At 73.5% G+C, this 17,229-nt stretch carries 12 protein-coding genes; 5 read left to right on the top strand and 7 right to left on the bottom strand.

Features of this window, described 5'->3' with window-relative positions:
• Nucleotides 1-376 precede the first annotated feature (376 nt).
• The 4 genes from OG618_RS09595 to OG618_RS09580 all read right to left on the bottom strand — a co-directional run bounded on the left by OG618_RS09595 (nt 377) and on the right by OG618_RS09580 (nt 5,881).
• Nucleotides 377-2,749 (bottom strand): immune inhibitor A domain-containing protein, encoded by a 2,373-nt coding sequence (locus OG618_RS09595; protein WP_329486896.1) that lies wholly within the window; start codon nt 2,747-2,749, stop codon nt 377-379.
• A gap of 217 nt (nt 2,750-2,966) precedes the next feature.
• Entirely contained in the window at nt 2,967-5,033 is a 2,067-nt protein-coding gene (locus tag OG618_RS09590) for a S9 family peptidase (RefSeq protein WP_329486895.1), read from the bottom strand.
• Between the two features lie 112 nt (nt 5,034-5,145).
• Entirely contained in the window at nt 5,146-5,478 is a 333-nt protein-coding gene (locus OG618_RS09585) for an ArsR/SmtB family transcription factor (RefSeq protein ID WP_329486894.1), read from the bottom strand.
• 28 nt (nt 5,479-5,506) lie between these two features.
• Complete coding sequence (locus OG618_RS09580; RefSeq protein WP_329486893.1) at nt 5,507-5,881, bottom strand: hypothetical protein; 375 nt, start codon at nt 5,879-5,881, stop codon at nt 5,507-5,509.
• Nucleotides 5,882-6,139: 258 nt separating this feature from the next.
• On the opposite strand from OG618_RS09580, the gene OG618_RS09575 reads away from it, so the two are divergent.
• Nucleotides 6,140-8,995, top strand: coding sequence for a DEAD/DEAH box helicase (locus OG618_RS09575; RefSeq protein ID WP_329486891.1), 2,856 nt, complete (start codon nt 6,140-6,142; stop codon nt 8,993-8,995).
• A gap of 64 nt (nt 8,996-9,059) precedes the next feature.
• Here OG618_RS09575 and OG618_RS09570 read toward each other — a convergent pair whose 3' ends face one another.
• The 3 genes from OG618_RS09570 to OG618_RS09560 form a co-directional block, all read right to left on the bottom strand.
• Entirely contained in the window at nt 9,060-9,962 is a 903-nt protein-coding gene (locus OG618_RS09570; RefSeq protein WP_329492052.1) for a 5'-3' exonuclease, read from the bottom strand.
• 102 nt (nt 9,963-10,064) lie between these two features.
• The gene (locus OG618_RS09565; protein ID WP_329486889.1) at nt 10,065-11,144 is read right to left on the bottom strand and encodes a cation diffusion facilitator family transporter; all 1,080 of its coding nucleotides are present in this window, start codon (nt 11,142-11,144) and stop codon (nt 10,065-10,067) included.
• A 281-nt stretch (nt 11,145-11,425) separates the two neighbouring features.
• Nucleotides 11,426-12,166, bottom strand: coding sequence for a gamma-glutamyl-gamma-aminobutyrate hydrolase family protein (locus tag OG618_RS09560; protein ID WP_329486888.1), 741 nt, complete (start codon nt 12,164-12,166; stop codon nt 11,426-11,428).
• Nucleotides 12,167-12,321: 155 nt separating this feature from the next.
• Between OG618_RS09560 and OG618_RS09555 the strand changes: the two genes are divergently transcribed.
• The 4 genes from OG618_RS09555 (at nt 12,322) to OG618_RS09540 (ending at nt 17,224) form a co-directional block, all read left to right on the top strand.
• The gene (locus OG618_RS09555; RefSeq protein ID WP_329486887.1) at nt 12,322-13,716 is read left to right on the top strand and encodes a glutamine synthetase family protein; all 1,395 of its coding nucleotides are present in this window, start codon (nt 12,322-12,324) and stop codon (nt 13,714-13,716) included.
• Nucleotides 13,717-13,721: 5 nt separating this feature from the next.
• On the top strand, nt 13,722-15,089 hold the full coding sequence (locus OG618_RS09550) for an aldehyde dehydrogenase family protein (RefSeq protein ID WP_329486886.1): 1,368 nt from the start codon (nt 13,722-13,724) through the stop codon (nt 15,087-15,089).
• A 9-nt stretch (nt 15,090-15,098) separates the two neighbouring features.
• Nucleotides 15,099-15,905, top strand: coding sequence for a 3-oxoacyl-ACP reductase (locus tag OG618_RS09545; RefSeq protein WP_329486885.1), 807 nt, complete (start codon nt 15,099-15,101; stop codon nt 15,903-15,905).
• Nucleotides 15,906-16,048: 143 nt separating this feature from the next.
• Nucleotides 16,049-17,224: a DUF2510 domain-containing protein gene (locus OG618_RS09540; RefSeq protein WP_329486884.1), complete on the top strand. Its 1,176-nt coding sequence runs from the start codon at nt 16,049-16,051 to the stop codon at nt 17,222-17,224.
• The last annotated feature ends 5 nt before the right edge of the window (nt 17,225-17,229 follow it).

The following is a 17,229-nucleotide window of genomic DNA, read 5'->3' as shown; positions in this document are numbered from 1 at the left end:
CGGGGGCCCGTCCACGGGCCCTCCTCCCGACCCCCGGTCGGGCGCGGCGGGGAACCTCTTGAGGGCCGCGTCCGACCGGGTTCCAACGTCTCGAAGGCCCGTACCCGCTGGTGGGTACGGGCCTTCTGCGGTCGGGGGCCGGGGGTCTGGCGGGCCGGTGGGGGGCGCCGGGGGCCGGCCGGCCGGCGGGGGCGGGGGCGGTACCCGGCGCCGACGCGGTGCCCGGCGTGGTCGGTGTGGACCGGGCCGGGCGGCCGGCGGGTCGCGGAGCCCGGCCGCTCCCGCGGTCGCGACCGGCCCCGGACGACGCGAGGCCGTGGCCCCCGGACGGATCCGGGGGCCACGGCCGTTGTGCGGTGCGCGCGGGTGGCGGGCCTCAGGAGGCCGGGCCCACCCGGACGGTGGTGATCCGGCCGTCCTGGGCTTCGCGGACGACCTCGATCTTGGTGTTGGTGTCCGGCACCTTCACGCCGAGCTGCGGCGTGGCGGGGTCGGAGTAGACCCCGGTGCGGTCGTTGAAGGCGGCGACGGCCGGCTCGGCGCCGATCCGCACCGGGACGCCGGCCTTGTGCAGGGTGAAGCCGGTGGTCCGCTTCAGCGAGAAGGTCGCGTCGAAGGTCTGCGCGCGGGCGTTGACCAGCGTGCCGTCGGCGAACCGGATCGGCGCCGGGTGGGCGTCGACCGGCAGGATCAGCCCGCCGCCGGGGTGGTCCTTGGTGTTGTTGTCGCCGTACCCCGTGTCCCAGAGCCAGACCAGCACGCCCTCCTGGTACGGGTAGGTGTCGACGATGTCCTTCTTGCCGTCGACGCCCGTGTACCCGAAGTTGTACGGGCCGGTCTTCAGGAAGGCGCCGTAGCCCGCGTACCGGCGGTTCTCCACCAGGTAGGCGCGCGGGTGCGAGGTGACCGCGGTGCGGCCGGTGACCACCGAGAACCCGGTCGCGGTCCAGCCGTTGGCCCCGTTCTCGGCGCCGTCGGCGAAGAGCTCGGTGGCGCCGGCGGCGACCCGGACGGTGTCGACCAGGACGCCGCGGCCGTGGGTGTTGTTGTCCGAGGTGACGTGGAAGCGCAGCCGGACCTGCTGCCCCGCGTAGCCGTCCAGCGGGACGGACAGCTGCCGGTAGGCGCCGGACGTGCCGGTCAGACCGGGGGTGTTGGCGGTGGTGTTGCCGATCGGCGTGCCGTCGACGGTTCCGCCGAGCGCCTTCCAGGTCTTCCCCTCGTCGGTGGAGGCCTCGACCGCGAGGAAGTCGTAGTCCTGCTCGATGTCGTACCAGGCGGCGGCGGTCAGCGTGACCGGTCCGCTCACCGGGCGCAGGTCGACCGTCCGGGCCAGCGAGTTGTCCAGGTTGTCGCCCGTCCCGCTCCACCAGTGGTTGGCGCCCTGGTTCGGGTCGGCCAGGTCGGTGCTGGTGGTGCCGTCGGGCAGGTGCACCAGCACCGCCTGGGCCTGGTCGGTGTTGTAGCCGCTGACGCCGAGCGCGTGGCTGGAGCGGGTGGCGGCCTGCGCCTCGTCGTAGTCGAGCCAACCGAACTGCAGCTTGCTCCACGCGTCGAGGTCACCGGGGTAGCCGCCGGTGGTGTTCTTGCCCTTGCCGAGGTACGAGCCGGAGGACATCAGCGACCAGAAGTTGACGCTGTTGTCGCCGCCGGTGGTGCTGTACAGGTCGGGCAGGCCGAGGTTGTGGCCGAACTCGTGGGCGAACAGGCCGACGCCGCTGTTCTCGCCGCCCTGCACGTAGTCGTAGACGTACAGGCCGGTGTCGCCGACCGGGGCGCCGCCGATCCGGTTGCCCACCGGGCCGGTCTGGCCGGCCGGGTCCGGGAAGGCCCAACTGCGGTGCGCCCAGAGGGCGTCGGCGCCCTGCGCCCCGCCGCCCCAGGTCTCGTCGACGCCCGCGTGCACCACGATGACGTTGTCCAGGTAGCCGTCCGGCTGGCTGAACTCGCCGTCCTTGTCGTGGTCGTAGCGGTCGTAGACGTCGTACTGGGCCAGCTCGGCCTTGACGTCCGCGGCGGAGCGGCCCTTGCGGACCTCGCCGTCGTACCAGGCCTTGACCGCGTCCCGGACGAACTCCTGCCCCTGCGTCCAGGCGCCGGACCCCTGGGGGCCCTTGTTGCTGCCGTACCGGGCCTCGTTGTACGGCACGGTGACCCAGTCGCTGACCGTGCCCTCGACGTCGTAGCGGCCGGAGGACTGGGTGCGGTAGTAGTTGCGCATCGAGACCGCGCCGGGCGCGTCGTCGAAGAACAACTGCTGGTAGTAGTCGCGGTCGAAGTCCTTGGACCAGAGCGTGTGGTTGTCGCTCCTGCCCGGCTTGGGGATCGCGTTGTGCTGCGGGCCGGGCGTGCCGCCGTAGCGGGGCTGCCCGTTGTACTCGGTGGTGTTGTCCACCTGGTCGCCGAACTGGGCGAGGATCACGAAGACCTTGTCCGTGCGCTGCTGCGCGAGCTGGACGTAGTCGTTGCCGATCTTCACCCTGGCGGGCGCCCGCTTCTGCGAAGTCTTGGCCACGGAGCCCTTGTTGACCTGTTCCAGGGCCTTGGTGCGAAGCGACTGGCGCTCGCGTTCCTGGGGGGCGAGCGGGCCGGGCGGGGCCTCGGTGCCGCCCTCCTCGGCGCCTTGGGCGGCGGCGGCCGCGGTGAGGGCGGGGGAGGGGGGAGCGGCCTGGGCGGGGGTGCCGAGGAGGGAGGCCGCTATCGCGCTCGTGGTGAGCGCGGCCGCGAGTGCCGCGGACAGTCTGCGCAACTGACCGGTCCTTTCCGGACGGTGGGTGGTCTGGGGAGTCGGTGGAGTCGGGAAACAGTCGGTGGAGCGCAGGTAATATTTCACATGTCATGGGTCACACGGAAGGGATGGGACAGGGCGACGGGCCGGACGCGCGACCGGCCGCCCCGTGGGAGTGGCCGGTCGCGGTCCTGCGGTGGCGGGCACCCGGGCGTCGACGCCCGGGTGCCCGCCACCGCTACCCCAGGGCGCCCCGCAGGAAGGCGAGTTCGGCCGCCGTGACCTGCTCGCCCACCCCGTCCGGGGTCATGTGGGTGACGCCCGGCAGCGGCAGCACGCTGTGCGGGCGGCCCGCCCGGGTGAGCGCCTGGGAGAGCAGCAGGGTGTGCGAGGGGTGCACGTTGTCGTCGGCCAGGCCGTGGATCAGCAGCAGTGGCCGGGTGAGCGACGGCGCGTCGTCGATCAGGCAGTCCGCCGCGTAGCCCTCGGGGTTGTGCTGCGGCAGGTCGAGGTAGCGCTCGGTGTACGCGGTGTCGTACCGGCGGAAGTCGGTGGGCGGCGCGCCCGCGCAGGCGGCGTGGAAGACGTCCGGGCGGCGCAGCACGGCGAGAGCGGCGAAGTACCCGCCGTAGGACCAGCCGCGCACGCCCACCCGGCCCAGGTCGAGGTCGGGGTGGTCCGCGGCGAGCGCGTGCAGCGCGGCGACCTGGTCCTCCAGCGCGGCCGCGGAGAAGCGGCGGAAGATCGCCCGGGTGAAGGCGGGGGAGACGAACGGGGTGCCCCGGTTGTCGGTGGTGACCACCGCGAAGCCCTGGTCGGCCCACCACTGGCGGAGCTGCCAGCGGCGCGGTTCGTTGGCCACCGCCTGGTAGCCCGGGCCGCCGTAGACGTCGAGCAGGACGGGCAGCCGCCGGCCGGGCAGATGGCCGCGCGGGTACACCACGGCGGTGGGCAGGCCGTGTTCGGTGACCCGGGCGAGCCGCGGTTCGACCCGGTACGGCAGGGCGGCGGACAGGTCGGTGGGCGCCGCCTCGCCCCAGGGGCCGGTCAGCCGGCGGCGGACGCCGTCGGGGCCGGCCGAGACGAGCAGCAGGGTGTCGGCGGCGGCCAGTGCGGAGTGCACGCCGGGGCCGGAGCTGACCGGCTCGGGGGCGCCGCCGTCCGGGTCGACCAGGTGGACGTACTGGTCGGCGGGGTCGCCCTGGCCGGTCTCGCAGAGCAGCCTGCCGCGCAGCCGCCCGACCACCCGGCGGATCTGCAGGCCGGTGGTGTCCAGCGGCTTGCCGTCCACGGCCAGGCCGCGGGCGGCGGGGGTGTCGTGGGCGGTGAGCAGCCGGCCGCCGTCCAGCCGGGCGGGGGTGCCGGGCAGGTCGTCCACCCAGAACTCGTCGGTGGTGCGGGAGAGTTCACGGGTGGTGCCGGTGGCCGGGTCGGCGGTGAGCAGCAGCACGTTCTGCTGGAGGCGGTCGGCGACGGTGAGCAGGACCTCCCCGGTGCCGGCCCACTCGGCCGCGCAGAGGTAGGGGAACGCCTCGGCGTCCCAGCGCAGCCGGGTCCGGGCGCCGTCCAGGTCGAGGACCCAGAGCTGGACGTCCGCGTTGGGCCCGCCGGCTTGCGGGTAGGCGAAGTCCTCGGGCCGCTCGTCCGGGTGGGCCGGGTCGGCGAAGTAGCGCCGGGGCAGGGCGGCTTCGTCCACCCGGGTGGCCAGCAGCGCGCCGCCGTCCGGGCGCCACCAGTGGCCCCGGGCGCGGCCCAGCTCCTCGGCGGCGGCGAACTCGGCGACGCCCCAGCGGGCGCCGTCGGCGGGACTCAGCGGCGCGGGCGCCGGGGTGACGTGGAGGGCGTCGTCGGCGACGTAGGCGACGCGGTGGCCGGCCGGGTCGGGGCGCGGGTCGAAGGCCGGTCCGGTCACCGGGAGTTCGGCGCAGGTGCCGGCGGTGGTGTCGGCGCGGAACAGCCGCCCGTCCAGGGTGAACACGGCGACCGCGAGGTCGGCGGTGGCGGCGAAGGTGGCGATGCCGGCGGCGGTCAGCCTGGTCCGTTCGCGCAGCCGCCGCTCGACGGCGGGTAGGTCGTCGCGGTCACCGCCGCGGCCCGGAGCGAGCACGGCGGGGTCGGCGACCAGGCGTTCCTCGCCGGTGGCGAGGTCGAGGAGGTGGAGCCGGTCGACCCGGTCCTGCGGGCCGGCCGAGCGGAGCAGCAGCAGTCGGGTGCCGTCCTCGCTGAGGGTGATCGCGCGCGGGGCGCCGTGGCCGAAGCGGCCGGTGCGGGCGCTGAGGTCGAGGAAGGGATCGGTGAGGGTCACGGCCCGATGGTCGCCGGGAGGTACCTTCCCGGACCAGTAGGGCGTCATGTGAAATGTCACACATCACCCGCCTGTGAGGTGATGCGGCGTCCAGGGGCCGTCGGGCCGGGCGTCAGTCGGCGCCGGCGCGGAGTTCGGCGAGCAGGACGCTCTGCTCGGCGATCAGCCCGGTGAGGATCCGCCGGGCGGTGAGCAGCAGGTCGGCGACCTCGGTACCGGACAGCGCGTACACCACCGTGCTGCCCTCCCGGGTGGCGGTGACGATGCCGGACCGGCGCAGCACGGCGAGTTGCTGGGAGAGGCTGGACGGTTCGATCGCCAGCTCGGCCAGCAGGTCGCGGACGGGCGTCGGTCCGGCCTGCAGTAATTCCAGCACCCGGATCCGGACGGGGTGGCCGAGCATCCGGAAGAACTCGGCCTTGGCCTGGTACAGCGCGACCGCCACAGCGCTCCTTTCCTGGTGCCCGGCCCGGTCAGATCTCCAGTCCGACCTCGATCCGCTTGAGGTGGTGGCGGGCCATCGCCAGGTTGGCGCGGCTGCGGTTGAGCGCCAGGAACAGGAAGAGCCCCCGGCCGTTCGGCATGGTGAGCGGCCGGAGCAGGTGGTACTGGCTGGTGAGGCTGACCAGGATGTCCTCGATCTCGTTGTCATGGAGGTTGAGCAGCTCCATGGCCCGCATCTTGGCCCGGACCACGTCGGTGTTGCCGGCGGCGGCGACGTTGAGGTCCAGCTCGCCGCCCTCGCCGAGGGTGCCGAGCGCCATGCCGCTGCCGTAGTCGACCAGGGCCACGCCGATCGCGCCCTCGATCGCCATGGCCTCCTTGAGCGAGGTCTCCAGGTTCGCCATCGTCTTCTCCTCCTGTGAGCGGGGGACTCCCCTGCGTGGTGGTTGTGGGACCGAATGTAGGGAGAGGGGACGGCGTGGCACCGGGAATGACCGGAGACGTTCGAAGATGGCCGCTTCGTCGCTGCTTGAAGACATTTGCAACTATGGATGTGAGAGAGAACCGATCCGGTAGCGCGAAAAATCAGTGCTATCGATGTCAGTCCTCCCGGGTAACCTCTCGCTGAGATGCGAGATCACACCAATCACACCCGGACGGCGATGAACACCCCTGAGCCCGAGCAGCCCGAAGACCGGGAGCTCAGCCCCGCCGAGGCGTACGCGGCCTTCCGCCGCCGGGCCAAGGAGCAGGCCAGCGCCCTGTACGGCTTCCAGCAGCTCTACGACTTCCCGCTGGACGACTTCCAGCTGGAGGCCTGCCGGGCGCTGGAGGGCGGCGACGGCGTGCTGGTCGCCGCGCCCACCGGCTCCGGCAAGACGATCGTCGGCGAGTTCGCCGTGCACCTCGCCCTCCAGTCCGGGCGCAAGTGCTTCTACACCACGCCCATCAAGGCGCTCTCGAACCAGAAGTACGGGGACCTGGTCAAGCGCTACGGCGCGGCCAAGGTCGGCCTGCTGACCGGTGACAACAGCGTCAACGGGGACGCCCCCGTGGTGGTCATGACCACCGAAGTGCTGCGCAACATGCTCTACGCCGGCTCCTCCTCGCTCAACGGCCTCGGCTACGTGGTGATGGACGAGGTGCACTACCTCGCCGACCGCTTCCGCGGCGCCGTCTGGGAGGAGGTCATCATCCACCTCCCCGAGTCGGTGGTGCTGGCCTCGCTCTCCGCGACCGTCTCCAACGCCGAGGAGTTCGGCGACTGGCTGGACACCGTGCGCGGCGGCACCAAGGTGATCGTCTCCGAACACCGCCCGGTGCCGCTGTGGCAGCACGTCATGGCCGGCAACCGGATGTACGACCTGTTCGCCAACCCGGACCGCGACGGCCGCCCCAAGGACGCCCCGCGCAACCCGGCCAAGGCTGTCAACCCCGAGCTGGTCCGGCTCGCCCGCTCCGAGCTGGACCGCAACCCGCGCGACCGGTTCGGCCGCGGCCGGGGCCGCTCGATGCCCAACGGCCGCCCGGGCAAGGTCTGGACGCCCGGCCGGGTCGACGTCATCGACCGGCTCGACGCCGAGGGCCTGCTCCCCGCGATCACCTTCATCTTCAGCCGGGCCGGCTGCGAGGCCGCCGTCCAGCAGTGCCTCAGCTCCGGGCTGCGCCTCAACAAGGAGGAGGACCGGGGCCGGGTGCGGGCCATCGTCGAGGAGCGCTGCGCCGACATCCCCGACGAGGACCTGCACGTCCTCGGCTACTTCGAGTGGCTCGACGGGCTGGAGCGCGGCATCGCCGCCCACCACGCGGGGATGCTGCCGCGGTTCAAGGAGGTGGTCGAGGAGCTCTTCGTGAAGGGTCTGGTCAAGGCCGTCTTCGCGACCGAGACACTGGCCCTCGGCATCAACATGCCCGCCCGCTCGGTGGTCATGGAGAAGCTGGTCAAGTGGAACGGCGAGACGCACGCCGACATCACCCCCGGCGAGTACACCCAGCTCACCGGCCGGGCCGGCCGCCGCGGGATCGACATCGAGGGCCACGCCGTGGTGCTCTGGCAGCGCGGGCTCGACCCGGAGGCGCTGGCCGGCCTGGCCGGCACCCGCACCTACCCGCTGAAGTCGTCCTTCCGGCCCTCGTACAACATGGCCGTCAACCTGGTCTCGCAGTTCGGCCGGCACCGCTCCCGCGAGCTGCTGGAGACGTCCTTCGCGCAGTTCCAGGCGGACCGCTCGGTGGTCGGCATCGCCCGCCAGGTCCAGCGCAACGAGGAGGGCCTGGACGGCTACCGCGCGTCCATGACCTGCCACCTGGGCGACTTCGACGAGTACATGGGCCTGCGCCACCAGCTCAAGGACCGCGAGAACGAGCTGGCCCGCGAGGGCAGCAGCCAGCGCCGCGCGGCCGCCGTCGAGTCCATCGAGCAGCTCAAGCCGGGCGACGTCATCCACGTCCCCACCGGCAAGTTCGCCGGTCTCGCGCTCGTCCTCGACCCGGGCTTGCCGCCGGTCAGCCGCAACGGCCGGGTCGGCTCGCGCCACCCCGACTTCCAGGACGGCCCGCGCCCGGTGGTGCTCACCGCCGAGCGGCAGGTCAAGCGGCTCGCCATGATCGACTTCCCGCACCCGGTCGCCGCCCTGGAGCGGGTGCGCATCCCCAAGTCCTTCAACCCGCGCAGCCCGCAGTCCCGGCGCGACCTCGCCTCCGCGCTGCGCACCAAGGCCGGCCACCTGGAGCCCGAGCGGTTCCGCAAGGGCCGCGCGGCCGCCGCCGACGACGCGGAGATCAGCCGGCTGCGCGCCGCCCTGCGCCAGCACCCGTGCCACGGCTGCGACGAGCGCGAGGACCACGCGCGCTGGGCCGAGCGCTACCACCGGCTGCACCGCGACACCGAGCAGCTGGAGCGCCGGATGCGCTCCCGCACCCACACCATCGCCCGCACCTTCGACCGGGTCTGCGGCCTGCTCACCGACCTCGGCTACCTCCGGGGCGACACCGTCACCGACGACGGCAAGCGGCTCGGCCGGCTCTACGGCGAGCTGGACCTGCTCGCCTCCGAGTGCATCCGCGAGGGCGTCTGGAGCGGTCTGGCCGCCGCCGAGCTGGCGGCCTGCGCCTCGGCGCTGGTCTACGAGTCCCGGCAGTCCGACGACGCCGCCGCCCCCCGGGTGCCCGAGGGCGGCACCAAGGAGGCACTCGGCCAGATGATCCGGATCTGGGGCCACCTGGACGCCCTGGAGGAGCAGCACCGGATCAACACCGCCGAGGGCGTCGGGCAGCGCGAGCCGGACGTCGGCTTCGCCTGGGCCGCGTACCGCTGGGCCCTCGGCCACAACCTGGACTCGGTGCTGCGCGACGCCGACATGCCGGCCGGTGACTTCGTCCGCTGGACCAAGCAGCTGATCGACGTGCTCGGCCAGATCCAGGACGCCGCCGGCGAGGACGCCGAGCTCCGCCGGACGGCCCGCAAGGCCGTCGACGGCCTCCGCCGCGGCATCATCGCCTACTCCTCGGTGGGCTGACCGTCGCGCGCCGAAGGGGGGCCCGTCGTCATCGACGACGGGCCCCCCTCGTGCTGCCGGGGTGTCAGCGCGCCGCGAGGACGGCCAGGACGCGCTCCAGGGAGGTGCCGAGGCCCCAGCGGGCGGAGAGCTCCTCCAGGGTCATCGGGTCCAGCGGCTCGCGCGGCAGGGCCGGGTCGAAGGGCGGCAGCGGCGCGTCGGCGGCGACCCGGACCACGGTCGGGGCGACGTCCAGGTAGGCCGCGCCCTCGACGATGTTGCGCCGGCGGGCCGGGGTGAGCTTCGAGCGGATGTCGAGGGCGGCGGCCCGGATCGCCGGGAGGTCGCCGTACTCGTTGATCAGCTGGGCGGCCGTCTTCTCGCCGATCCCCTTGACGCCGGGCAGGCCGTCGCTGGGATCGCCGCGCAGGGCGGCCATGTCGGCGTACCGGGCGCCGCGCACGCCGTACTTCTCCAGCAGCAGCGCGTCGTCGGTGACCTGGAGGTTCCCCATCCCCTTGACCGGGTAGAGCACGGTGATCCCGCGGGCGTCGTCGACCAGCTGGAAGAGGTCGCGGTCCCCGGTGACGATCTGCACCGGGCCCTCGGCCCGGGCGGTGAGGGTGCCGATCACGTCGTCCGCCTCGTAGCCGGGGGAGCCGACCCGGGCGATGCCGAGCGCGTCCAGCACCTGCTCGATCACCGGTACCTGCGGGGCGAGCGTGTCCGGCACCTCCTCCTCGCCGTCGACGGCCGCCTCGGCGACCCGGTGCGTCTTGTAGGAGGGCACGAGGTCGACCCGCCACTGGGGGCGCCAGTCGGCGTCCATGCAGGCGACCAGCTGGTCGGGCCGGTGGTCCTGGACCAGTCGGGCGATGAAGTCCAGCAGGCCCCGGACGGCGTTGACCGGTTCGCCCTGCGGGGAGCGCAGGGAGTCCGGCACGCCGTAGTAGGCCCGGAAGTACAGGCTGGCGGAGTCGAGCAGCATCAGTCGCGGTGCGGTCACGTCTCAGATCATGCCGTACCCGGCCGACAGCCCGCCGGTTCCGGCGCTCCCGGGGTCCGCTGTCCCGGCTTCGGCGCCCCGGGCTCAGTGCTCGTGCGGTCCGGCGCGGTGGACCGGGCCGTGCGAGTCGGCGCAGTGCTCGGGGAGGTCGCCGGCGGGGGTGGTGATCTGCAGCAGCGCGCCCGCCTCGTCCTCGCCGACGTGGTCGACCTGGAGGGTGCTGTGGGTGATCCCGTACTCGCCCGCCAGCCGGCGCTGCAGCTCCCGGCGGACGGCGTGGCAGTCACCGCCCGGGGTGACCAGGATGTGCGCCGACAGGGCCGGCTGGCCGGAGGTGATCTCCCAGATGTGCAGGTCGTGGATCTCCTCCACCAGCGGCTGGGCGACCAGCCGGTCCGCCACCGCGTCCGGGTCGACGCCGGCCGGGGCGGCCTCCAGGAAGATCCGCCCGGAGGCGCGGACCAGGCCGATGCCGGCCTTCAGCATCAGCGCCACCACGATCAGCGAGGCGATCGCGTCCGCCCGGGCGAACCCGGTGGTCAGCATCACCGCGCCGGCGACGGCGGTGGCGATGAACGCGTAGAGGTCGGTGACCACGTGCTGGAAGGCACCCTCGACGTTGAGCGAGCTGCGGTTGGCCTTGGACATGCACCAGGCGGCGGCCAGGTTGACCACGATCCCGATCAGCGCGGTGACCAGCACCAGCGAGCCGGTCACGTCCGGCGGGTCGATCAGCCGGGTGACGGCCTCGTAGCCCAGCCAGGCCGAGAGGACCAGCAGGGTGACGCCGTTCGCCTGGGCGGAGAGGATCTCGGCGCGCTTGAGCCCGTAGGTGTAGCCGCCGCGGGCCGGGCGGGCGGACAGCCGCATCGCCACCAGGGCCAGCACGATCGAGGCGGCGTCGGTGAGCATGTGCGCCGCGTCGGAGATCAGCGCCAGCGACCCGGCGGCGAAGCCGACCACCACCTCGCCGGCCATGAACACCACGATCAGCGCGAGGGCGCTCACCAGCCAGCGTCGGTCGGCGTCGGCGGCCACGCCGTGCGAGTGCCCGCCGTGACCGTGCGCGCCGTGACCGTGCCCGCCGTGCCCGCTCCGCGCGGGCCCGTCGCCGTGCCGGTGGTCATGCGCATGATCATCGTGGGAGTGGTCGTGCCCGGCCATCGAAGTCCTCTCTTGGACGCGCGGGGGTGGAGGCAGGGAGGCGAACGCCCCGCAGTCGAAGTGAACCGCAGATCGAAGGAAGATCCAAAGGCTGCACTGGAGACCGTTGTCATTGCCGCGGCGCGACCCCCGCCCGGTGCCGCCGCGCCACCGCTGAGCAGGGAAAACGGGAATCGGGCAGGTCGGACGGCTCGGCCCCGCCCCGACCGCCGTGGCGGCCGACGCGGTGACCGCGGGCCCGCCGGACCGGTGGCCGTGACCGCCCGGCGGGCCGGGCGGGTCTAACCGAGCGCGCCGACCGGCTCCAGCGGGACCGTCCGGGCCGCCGTCGCAGCCCGGACCAGGGCCTGCATCACCCGCAGGTCGTCCCCCTGCTCGGGGTGCCACTGCACCCCGAGGGTGAACCCGGGTCCCTCCACCGCCTCCACGGTGCCGTCCGGCGCGTGCGCGCTCACCCGCAGCCCCGCGCCGAGCCGGTCCACCGCCTGGTGGTGGAAGGTCGGCACGGTCAGTTCGCTCTCCGGCAGCAGTCCGCCGAGGAGCGTCCCGGGCACCGGCCGCACCGTGTGCTCCCCGTACGTGCCGGGCGTCCCGGCGTGCACGTCGGGGTGCACCACGTCCGGGAGGTGCTGGACGAGCGAGCCGCCGCAGACCACGTTCAGCACCTGCATGCCCCGGCAGATGCCCAGCAGCGGCATGCCCGCCGCCAGGGCCGCCCGCAGCAGCGCCGACTCCCACTGGTCCCGCTCCGGCGAGTCCGCCTCGGTCAGCGGGTGCGGCGGCTGCCCGTAGTACGCCGGGTCGATGTCCGGTCCGCCCGTGATGACCAGGGCGTCCAGCCGGGCGAGCACCTCCGGCGCGCGCTCCGGGGAGTCCGGCGGCAGCAGGAGCGCGATCCCGCCCGAATCCCGCACGTACGCGGTGTACCGCTCGGGCACCAGTGCCACCGGGCGGTTCCGCCAGTCGCTCCAACTCACGTCCACCTGGTAGGTGCTGACGCCGATGAAAGGCCTGCGATCCATGGCGGGCATTCTCCTCCAGCCCCGCCTGATACCCCGTCAACCACGCGTATCGGCGCGCCACACCCGTCCGCCCTCTTCCGCGCTGTCCGTGGCAGGCCGTACGGTTCGCTGTGACCGTGTGATCTCGCTGAGTGAGCGAAGGGGAGGGTCCCGTCATGCCCGACAACACCGCCGCGACCGCGCGGCCGCGCGCGCCGCTCACCCTCGGCGAGCTGCGCACGCTGGTCGACGCCGGCGAGATCCACACCGTCGCGCTCGCCTTCACCGACATGCAGGGCCGGCTCCAGGGCAAGCGCTTCGCCGCCCGGTTCTTCCTCGACGAGGTCGCCGAGCACGGCGCCGAGGCCTGCGACTACCTGCTCGCCGTCGACATCGACCTCAACACCGTCGACGGCTACGCCCAGTCCTCCTGGGAGACGGGCTACGGCGACTTCGCCATGCGCCCCGACCTCGGCACGCTCCGGCTCACCCCCTGGCAGCCCGGCACCGCCCAGGTCACCGCCGACCTCGCCCGGCACGGCGGCCACCCCGTCGACACCGCGCCCCGGCAGGTGCTGCGGCGTCAGATCGAGCGCCTCGCCGAGTACGGCCTGGCTGCCGACATCGGCACCGAGCTGGAGTTCCTGGTCTTCCGCGACACCTACGAACAGGCCTGGCTCGGCGGCTACCGCGGCCTCACCCCGGCCAACCAGTACAACGTCGACTACTCGCTGCTCGGCACCGCCCGGGTCGAGCCGCTGCTCGCCCGGATCCGCAACGAGATGGCCGGTGCCGGCCTCGTCGTCGAGTCGGCCAAGGGCGAGTGCAACCTCGGCCAGCACGAGATCGCCTTCCGCTACGCCGACGCCCTCACCACCTGCGACCAGCACAGCGTCTACAAGACCGGCGCCAAGGAGATCGCCGCCCAGCAGGGCTGCGCACTCACCTTCATGGCCAAGTACGACGAGCGCGAGGGCAACAGCTGCCACATCCACCTCTCGCTGCGGGACCTCCGCGTCCCGGGCGGCGCCCCGGCCTTCGCCGACCGCGACGGCCGGATGACCGACACCATGCGGCACTTCCTCGCCGGCCAGCTCGTCGCCCTGCGCGAGTTCAGCGTGCTCTACGCGCCCAACATCAACTCCTACAAGCGCTACCGGCCCGGCTCCTTCGCCCCGACCGCCGTCGCCTGGGGCCGCGACAACCGCACGTGCGCCTACCGGGTGGTCGGCCGCGGTCCGAGCCTGCGGATGGAGAACCGCGTCCCCGGGGGCGACGTCAACCCGTACCTCGCCGTGGCGGGCATGATCGCCGCCGGTCTGCACGGCCTCCAGCAGAAGCTCGAACTGCCCACGCCCTGCCTGGGCAACGCCTACGCCGCCGACGAGTACACCCGGGTGCCCGGCTCGCTGCGCGAGGCCGCCGACCGCTGGTCGCAGAGCGAGCTCGCCCGCGCCGCCTTCGGCAACGACGTCGTGGAGCACTACCTGCACATGGCCCGGGTCGAGCAGTCCGCGTACGACAGCGCCGTCACCGACTGGGAGCGCTACCGATCCTTCGAGCGGATGTGAGCCGCGTGGGGAGTCCTGCCGTCAGCACCGTCCTCAACCCGGCCACCGGGGAGGTGCTCGGCACCGTCCCGGACACCACCCCGGCGCGGCTGGACGCCGCCGTCCAGCTCGCCCTCAAGGCCCAGCAGGGCTGGGCCGCGCTCGCCCCCGGCGAACGCGCCCGGCTGCTGCGCCGCTTCGCCGACCAGGTCGAGGTGCACATCCCCGAGCTGGCCGCCCTGGAGGTGAGCGAGGCCGGGCACACCGTGGGCAACGCCCGCTGGGAGGCCGGCAACGTCCGCGACCTGCTGGAGTACGCCGCCGGCGGGGTGGAGCGGCTGACCGGCCGCCAGATCCCGGTGGCCGGCGGCCTGGACGTCACCTTCCACGAGCCGATCGGCGTGGTCGGGGTGATCGCCCCGTGGAACTTCCCGATGCCGATCGCCGCCTGGGGCTTCGCCCCGGCCCTGGCCGCGGGAAACGCCGTCCTCCTCAAACCCGCCGAGGCCACCCCGCTCACCGCGCTGCGGCTGGCCGAACTCGCCCTCGCCGCCGGGCTCCCGGAGGGCCTGTTCCAGGTCGTCCCCGGGGCCGGCGCCACCACCGGCCGGGCACTGGTCGACCACCCTGCCGTCCGCAAGATCGTCTTCACCGGCTCGACCCTGGTCGGCAAGGAGGTCGCCGCCCGGTGCGCCGCCCAGGCCAAGCGGGTCACCCTCGAACTCGGCGGCAAGAGCCCCAACATCGTCTTCGCGGACGCCGACCTCGCCCGCGCCGCCGACCCGATGTCCTTCCTCGACAACAGCGGCCAGGACTGCTGCGCGCGCAGCCGCATCCTGGTCCAGCGCGAGGCCCTCGACGACTTCCTCGCCCTGCTGCTGCCCGCCGTCGAGGCCGTCCGCACCGGGGACCCGGCCGACCCGGCCACCGAGCTCGGCCCGCTGATCTCCGCCGCCCAGGTCCGCCGGGTCGCCTCCTACGTCACCCCCGAGCTGCCGGTGCTGGCCCGCGGCGCGGTCCCCGACGGCCCCGGCTTCTGGTACCCGCCGACAGTGCTCGCGCCCACCGACCCGACCGTGCCCGCGGCGACGGAGGAGATCTTCGGCCCGGTCGCGGTGGTGCTCCCCTTCGACGGCGAGGCGGACGCCCTGCGGCTGGCCAACGGGACTCGCTACGGACTCTCCGGGTCCATCTGGACGCGGGACGTCGGCCGCGCGCTGCGCCTGGCCCGGGGCGTCGCGGCGGGCAGCCTCTCGGTCAACTCGCACTCCTCGGTGCGGTACTGGACGCCCTTCGGCGGGTTCGGCGAGTCCGGCATCGGCCGGGAGCTCGGGCCGGACGCGCTGGTCCCCTTCACCGAGACCAAGAACGTGTTCATCCAGAGCGAGGAGTAGGAGCCAGCCATGAGCGAGAAGCCTGCCGCGGCCGGGAAGGACGGCCCGGTCTGCCGGCGCCTGGTCGGCCGGACCGCCGTGATCACCGGCGCGGGCAGCGGCATCGGCCTGGCCGCCGCCCGCCGGCTCGCCTCCGAGGGGGCGAAGGTCGTGTGCGCCGACGTCGACGAGGCGACCGGCGAGGCGGCCGCCCAGGAGGTCGGCGGCCTCTTCGTGCACACCGACGTGACCGACCCGTACATGGTCGAGGCGCTCTTCGACCAGGCCTACGAGACGTACGGCAGCGTGGACGTCGCCTTCAACAACGCGGGCATCTCGCCGCCCGAGGACGGCTCCATCCTGACCACGGAGCCGGCCGCCTGGCACAGGGTCCAGGAGGTCAACCTGACCTCGGTCTACCTCTGCTGCAAGGCGGCGCTGCCGTACATGCGGCGGCACGGGCGCGGTTCGATCATCAACACCGCCAGCTTCGTGGCCCGGATGGGCGCGGCCACCTCGCAGATCTCCTACACCGCTTCCAAGGGCGGGGTGCTGGCGATGTCCCGCGAGCTGGGCGTCCAGTTCGCCCGCGAGGGCATCCGGGTCAACGCGCTCTCGCCGGGGCCGGTGGACACCCCGCTGCTGCGCGAGCTGTTCGCCGCGGACCCGGATCGCGCGGCCCGCCGGCTGGTGCACATTCCGCTCGGCCGCTTCGCCCGGCCCGAGGAGATCGCGGCCGCGGTCGCCTTCCTCGCCAGCGACGATTCGTCCTTCATCACGGCGAGCGAGTTCCTGGTCGACGGAGGCATCGCCGGTGCCTATGTGACCCCGGTCTAGAGTCGATCCGGGGCCGACCGGGGGCTGATCCGGGGCCGATCGGGGCCTTCGTTCGGCCTTCTCACCGTAATCTCATGGAGAATGCCGGGAATCGGCGGTCGCGCTGATATCGCGTTTATCCGGCTGCCTTTAGATTCTCTGACGTGAGCGAGCAGATTCCCGCCGGGTGGTACCCGGACCCGAAGGACACCACCAGCGATCCGCGACCGCAGCGCTGGTGGGACGGTAAGGGCTGGACGGCCGACACCCGGCCCGCACCCTCGGACGCCCCGCCGGAGCCGGTGGCTCCCGCGGCCCTGGGGCCGGACGAGACCGCCGAGACCCGGGTGCTGGAGGGGGAGGTGCTGGGGAGCGGGCCGACGGTCCGCTACCCGGAGCCGCCCCCCTTCGGCGCCGCCTACGGCGCCATCGCACCCCCGGCGCCCAAGACCAGGCGCAGGCCGTCCAAGCTGGTGATCGCGGCCACCGTCGCGGCCCTGCTGGGCCTCGGCGCCGGCTCCGGGATCACCTACCTGGCGATGGACGGCCACGGCGAGCCGCGTGCCACGCACCGCACCCCGCGGCAGGCCCCGCCGATCGGCGAGGAAGGCCCGTGGGGCGGTCTGCCCGACCTGGGCGGCCCCGGTAACGACGGTGGCCAGGGCGGCAACGGCGGCAGCGGTCAGGGCAACGGCAACGGCAACGGCGGCAAGGGCAACGGCCAGGGCCGGGGCAACGGCGGCAGCGGCCAGGGCAACGGTGGCCAGGGCAACGGCGGGAACGACGGCACCTCCCAGGGTAGTGACACCGCCGCCGACCTGGTGAACCGGATCACCCTGCCCGTCCCCTCCGGCTGGCAGGGCGGTACCACCCCGGACGGCTTCGCCGCGCTGAGCGTCGGCGCCTACACCTGTGACGGGGGCGGCAGCTGCTCGCTGGGCGGTGCCAACACGGGTGTGGTCGCCGGCGGCACCGACGTCCAGGCGGCGGCCAAGGCCGACATCGAGAAGGCCGCCAAGGACTCGTACAACGACCTCAACTCGCACCAGGAGCTGAAGTCCGAGGCGGTCAAGGTCGACGGCCGGGACGGCTACCTGGTCCGCTGGAAGGTCGACGCGGCGAAGGGCAACGACGGCTACGTGCAGACCGTCGTCTTCCCGTCCGCCGACGGCAAGTCGCTGATCTCCGTCCACCTCGGCTTCGACATCGCCGACAAGGCGCCCGACGTCGCCGTGATGGACACCATCGTCAAGGGCATCGCCGCCTACACCGGCAAGCTGCCCGCCTTCCCGGGCGGCGGCGCCGGCCCCGGCGGGGGCACCGGCACCGCCACCACCTGATCGCA

Origin of the sequence: Kitasatospora sp. NBC_01246 (genome assembly GCF_036226505.1) — a bacterium.
GTDB lineage: Bacteria > Actinomycetota > Actinomycetes > Streptomycetales > Streptomycetaceae > Kitasatospora.
Note: the sequence above shows the minus strand (reverse complement) of the source record. Positions and strands in the feature narration are given on the sequence as shown.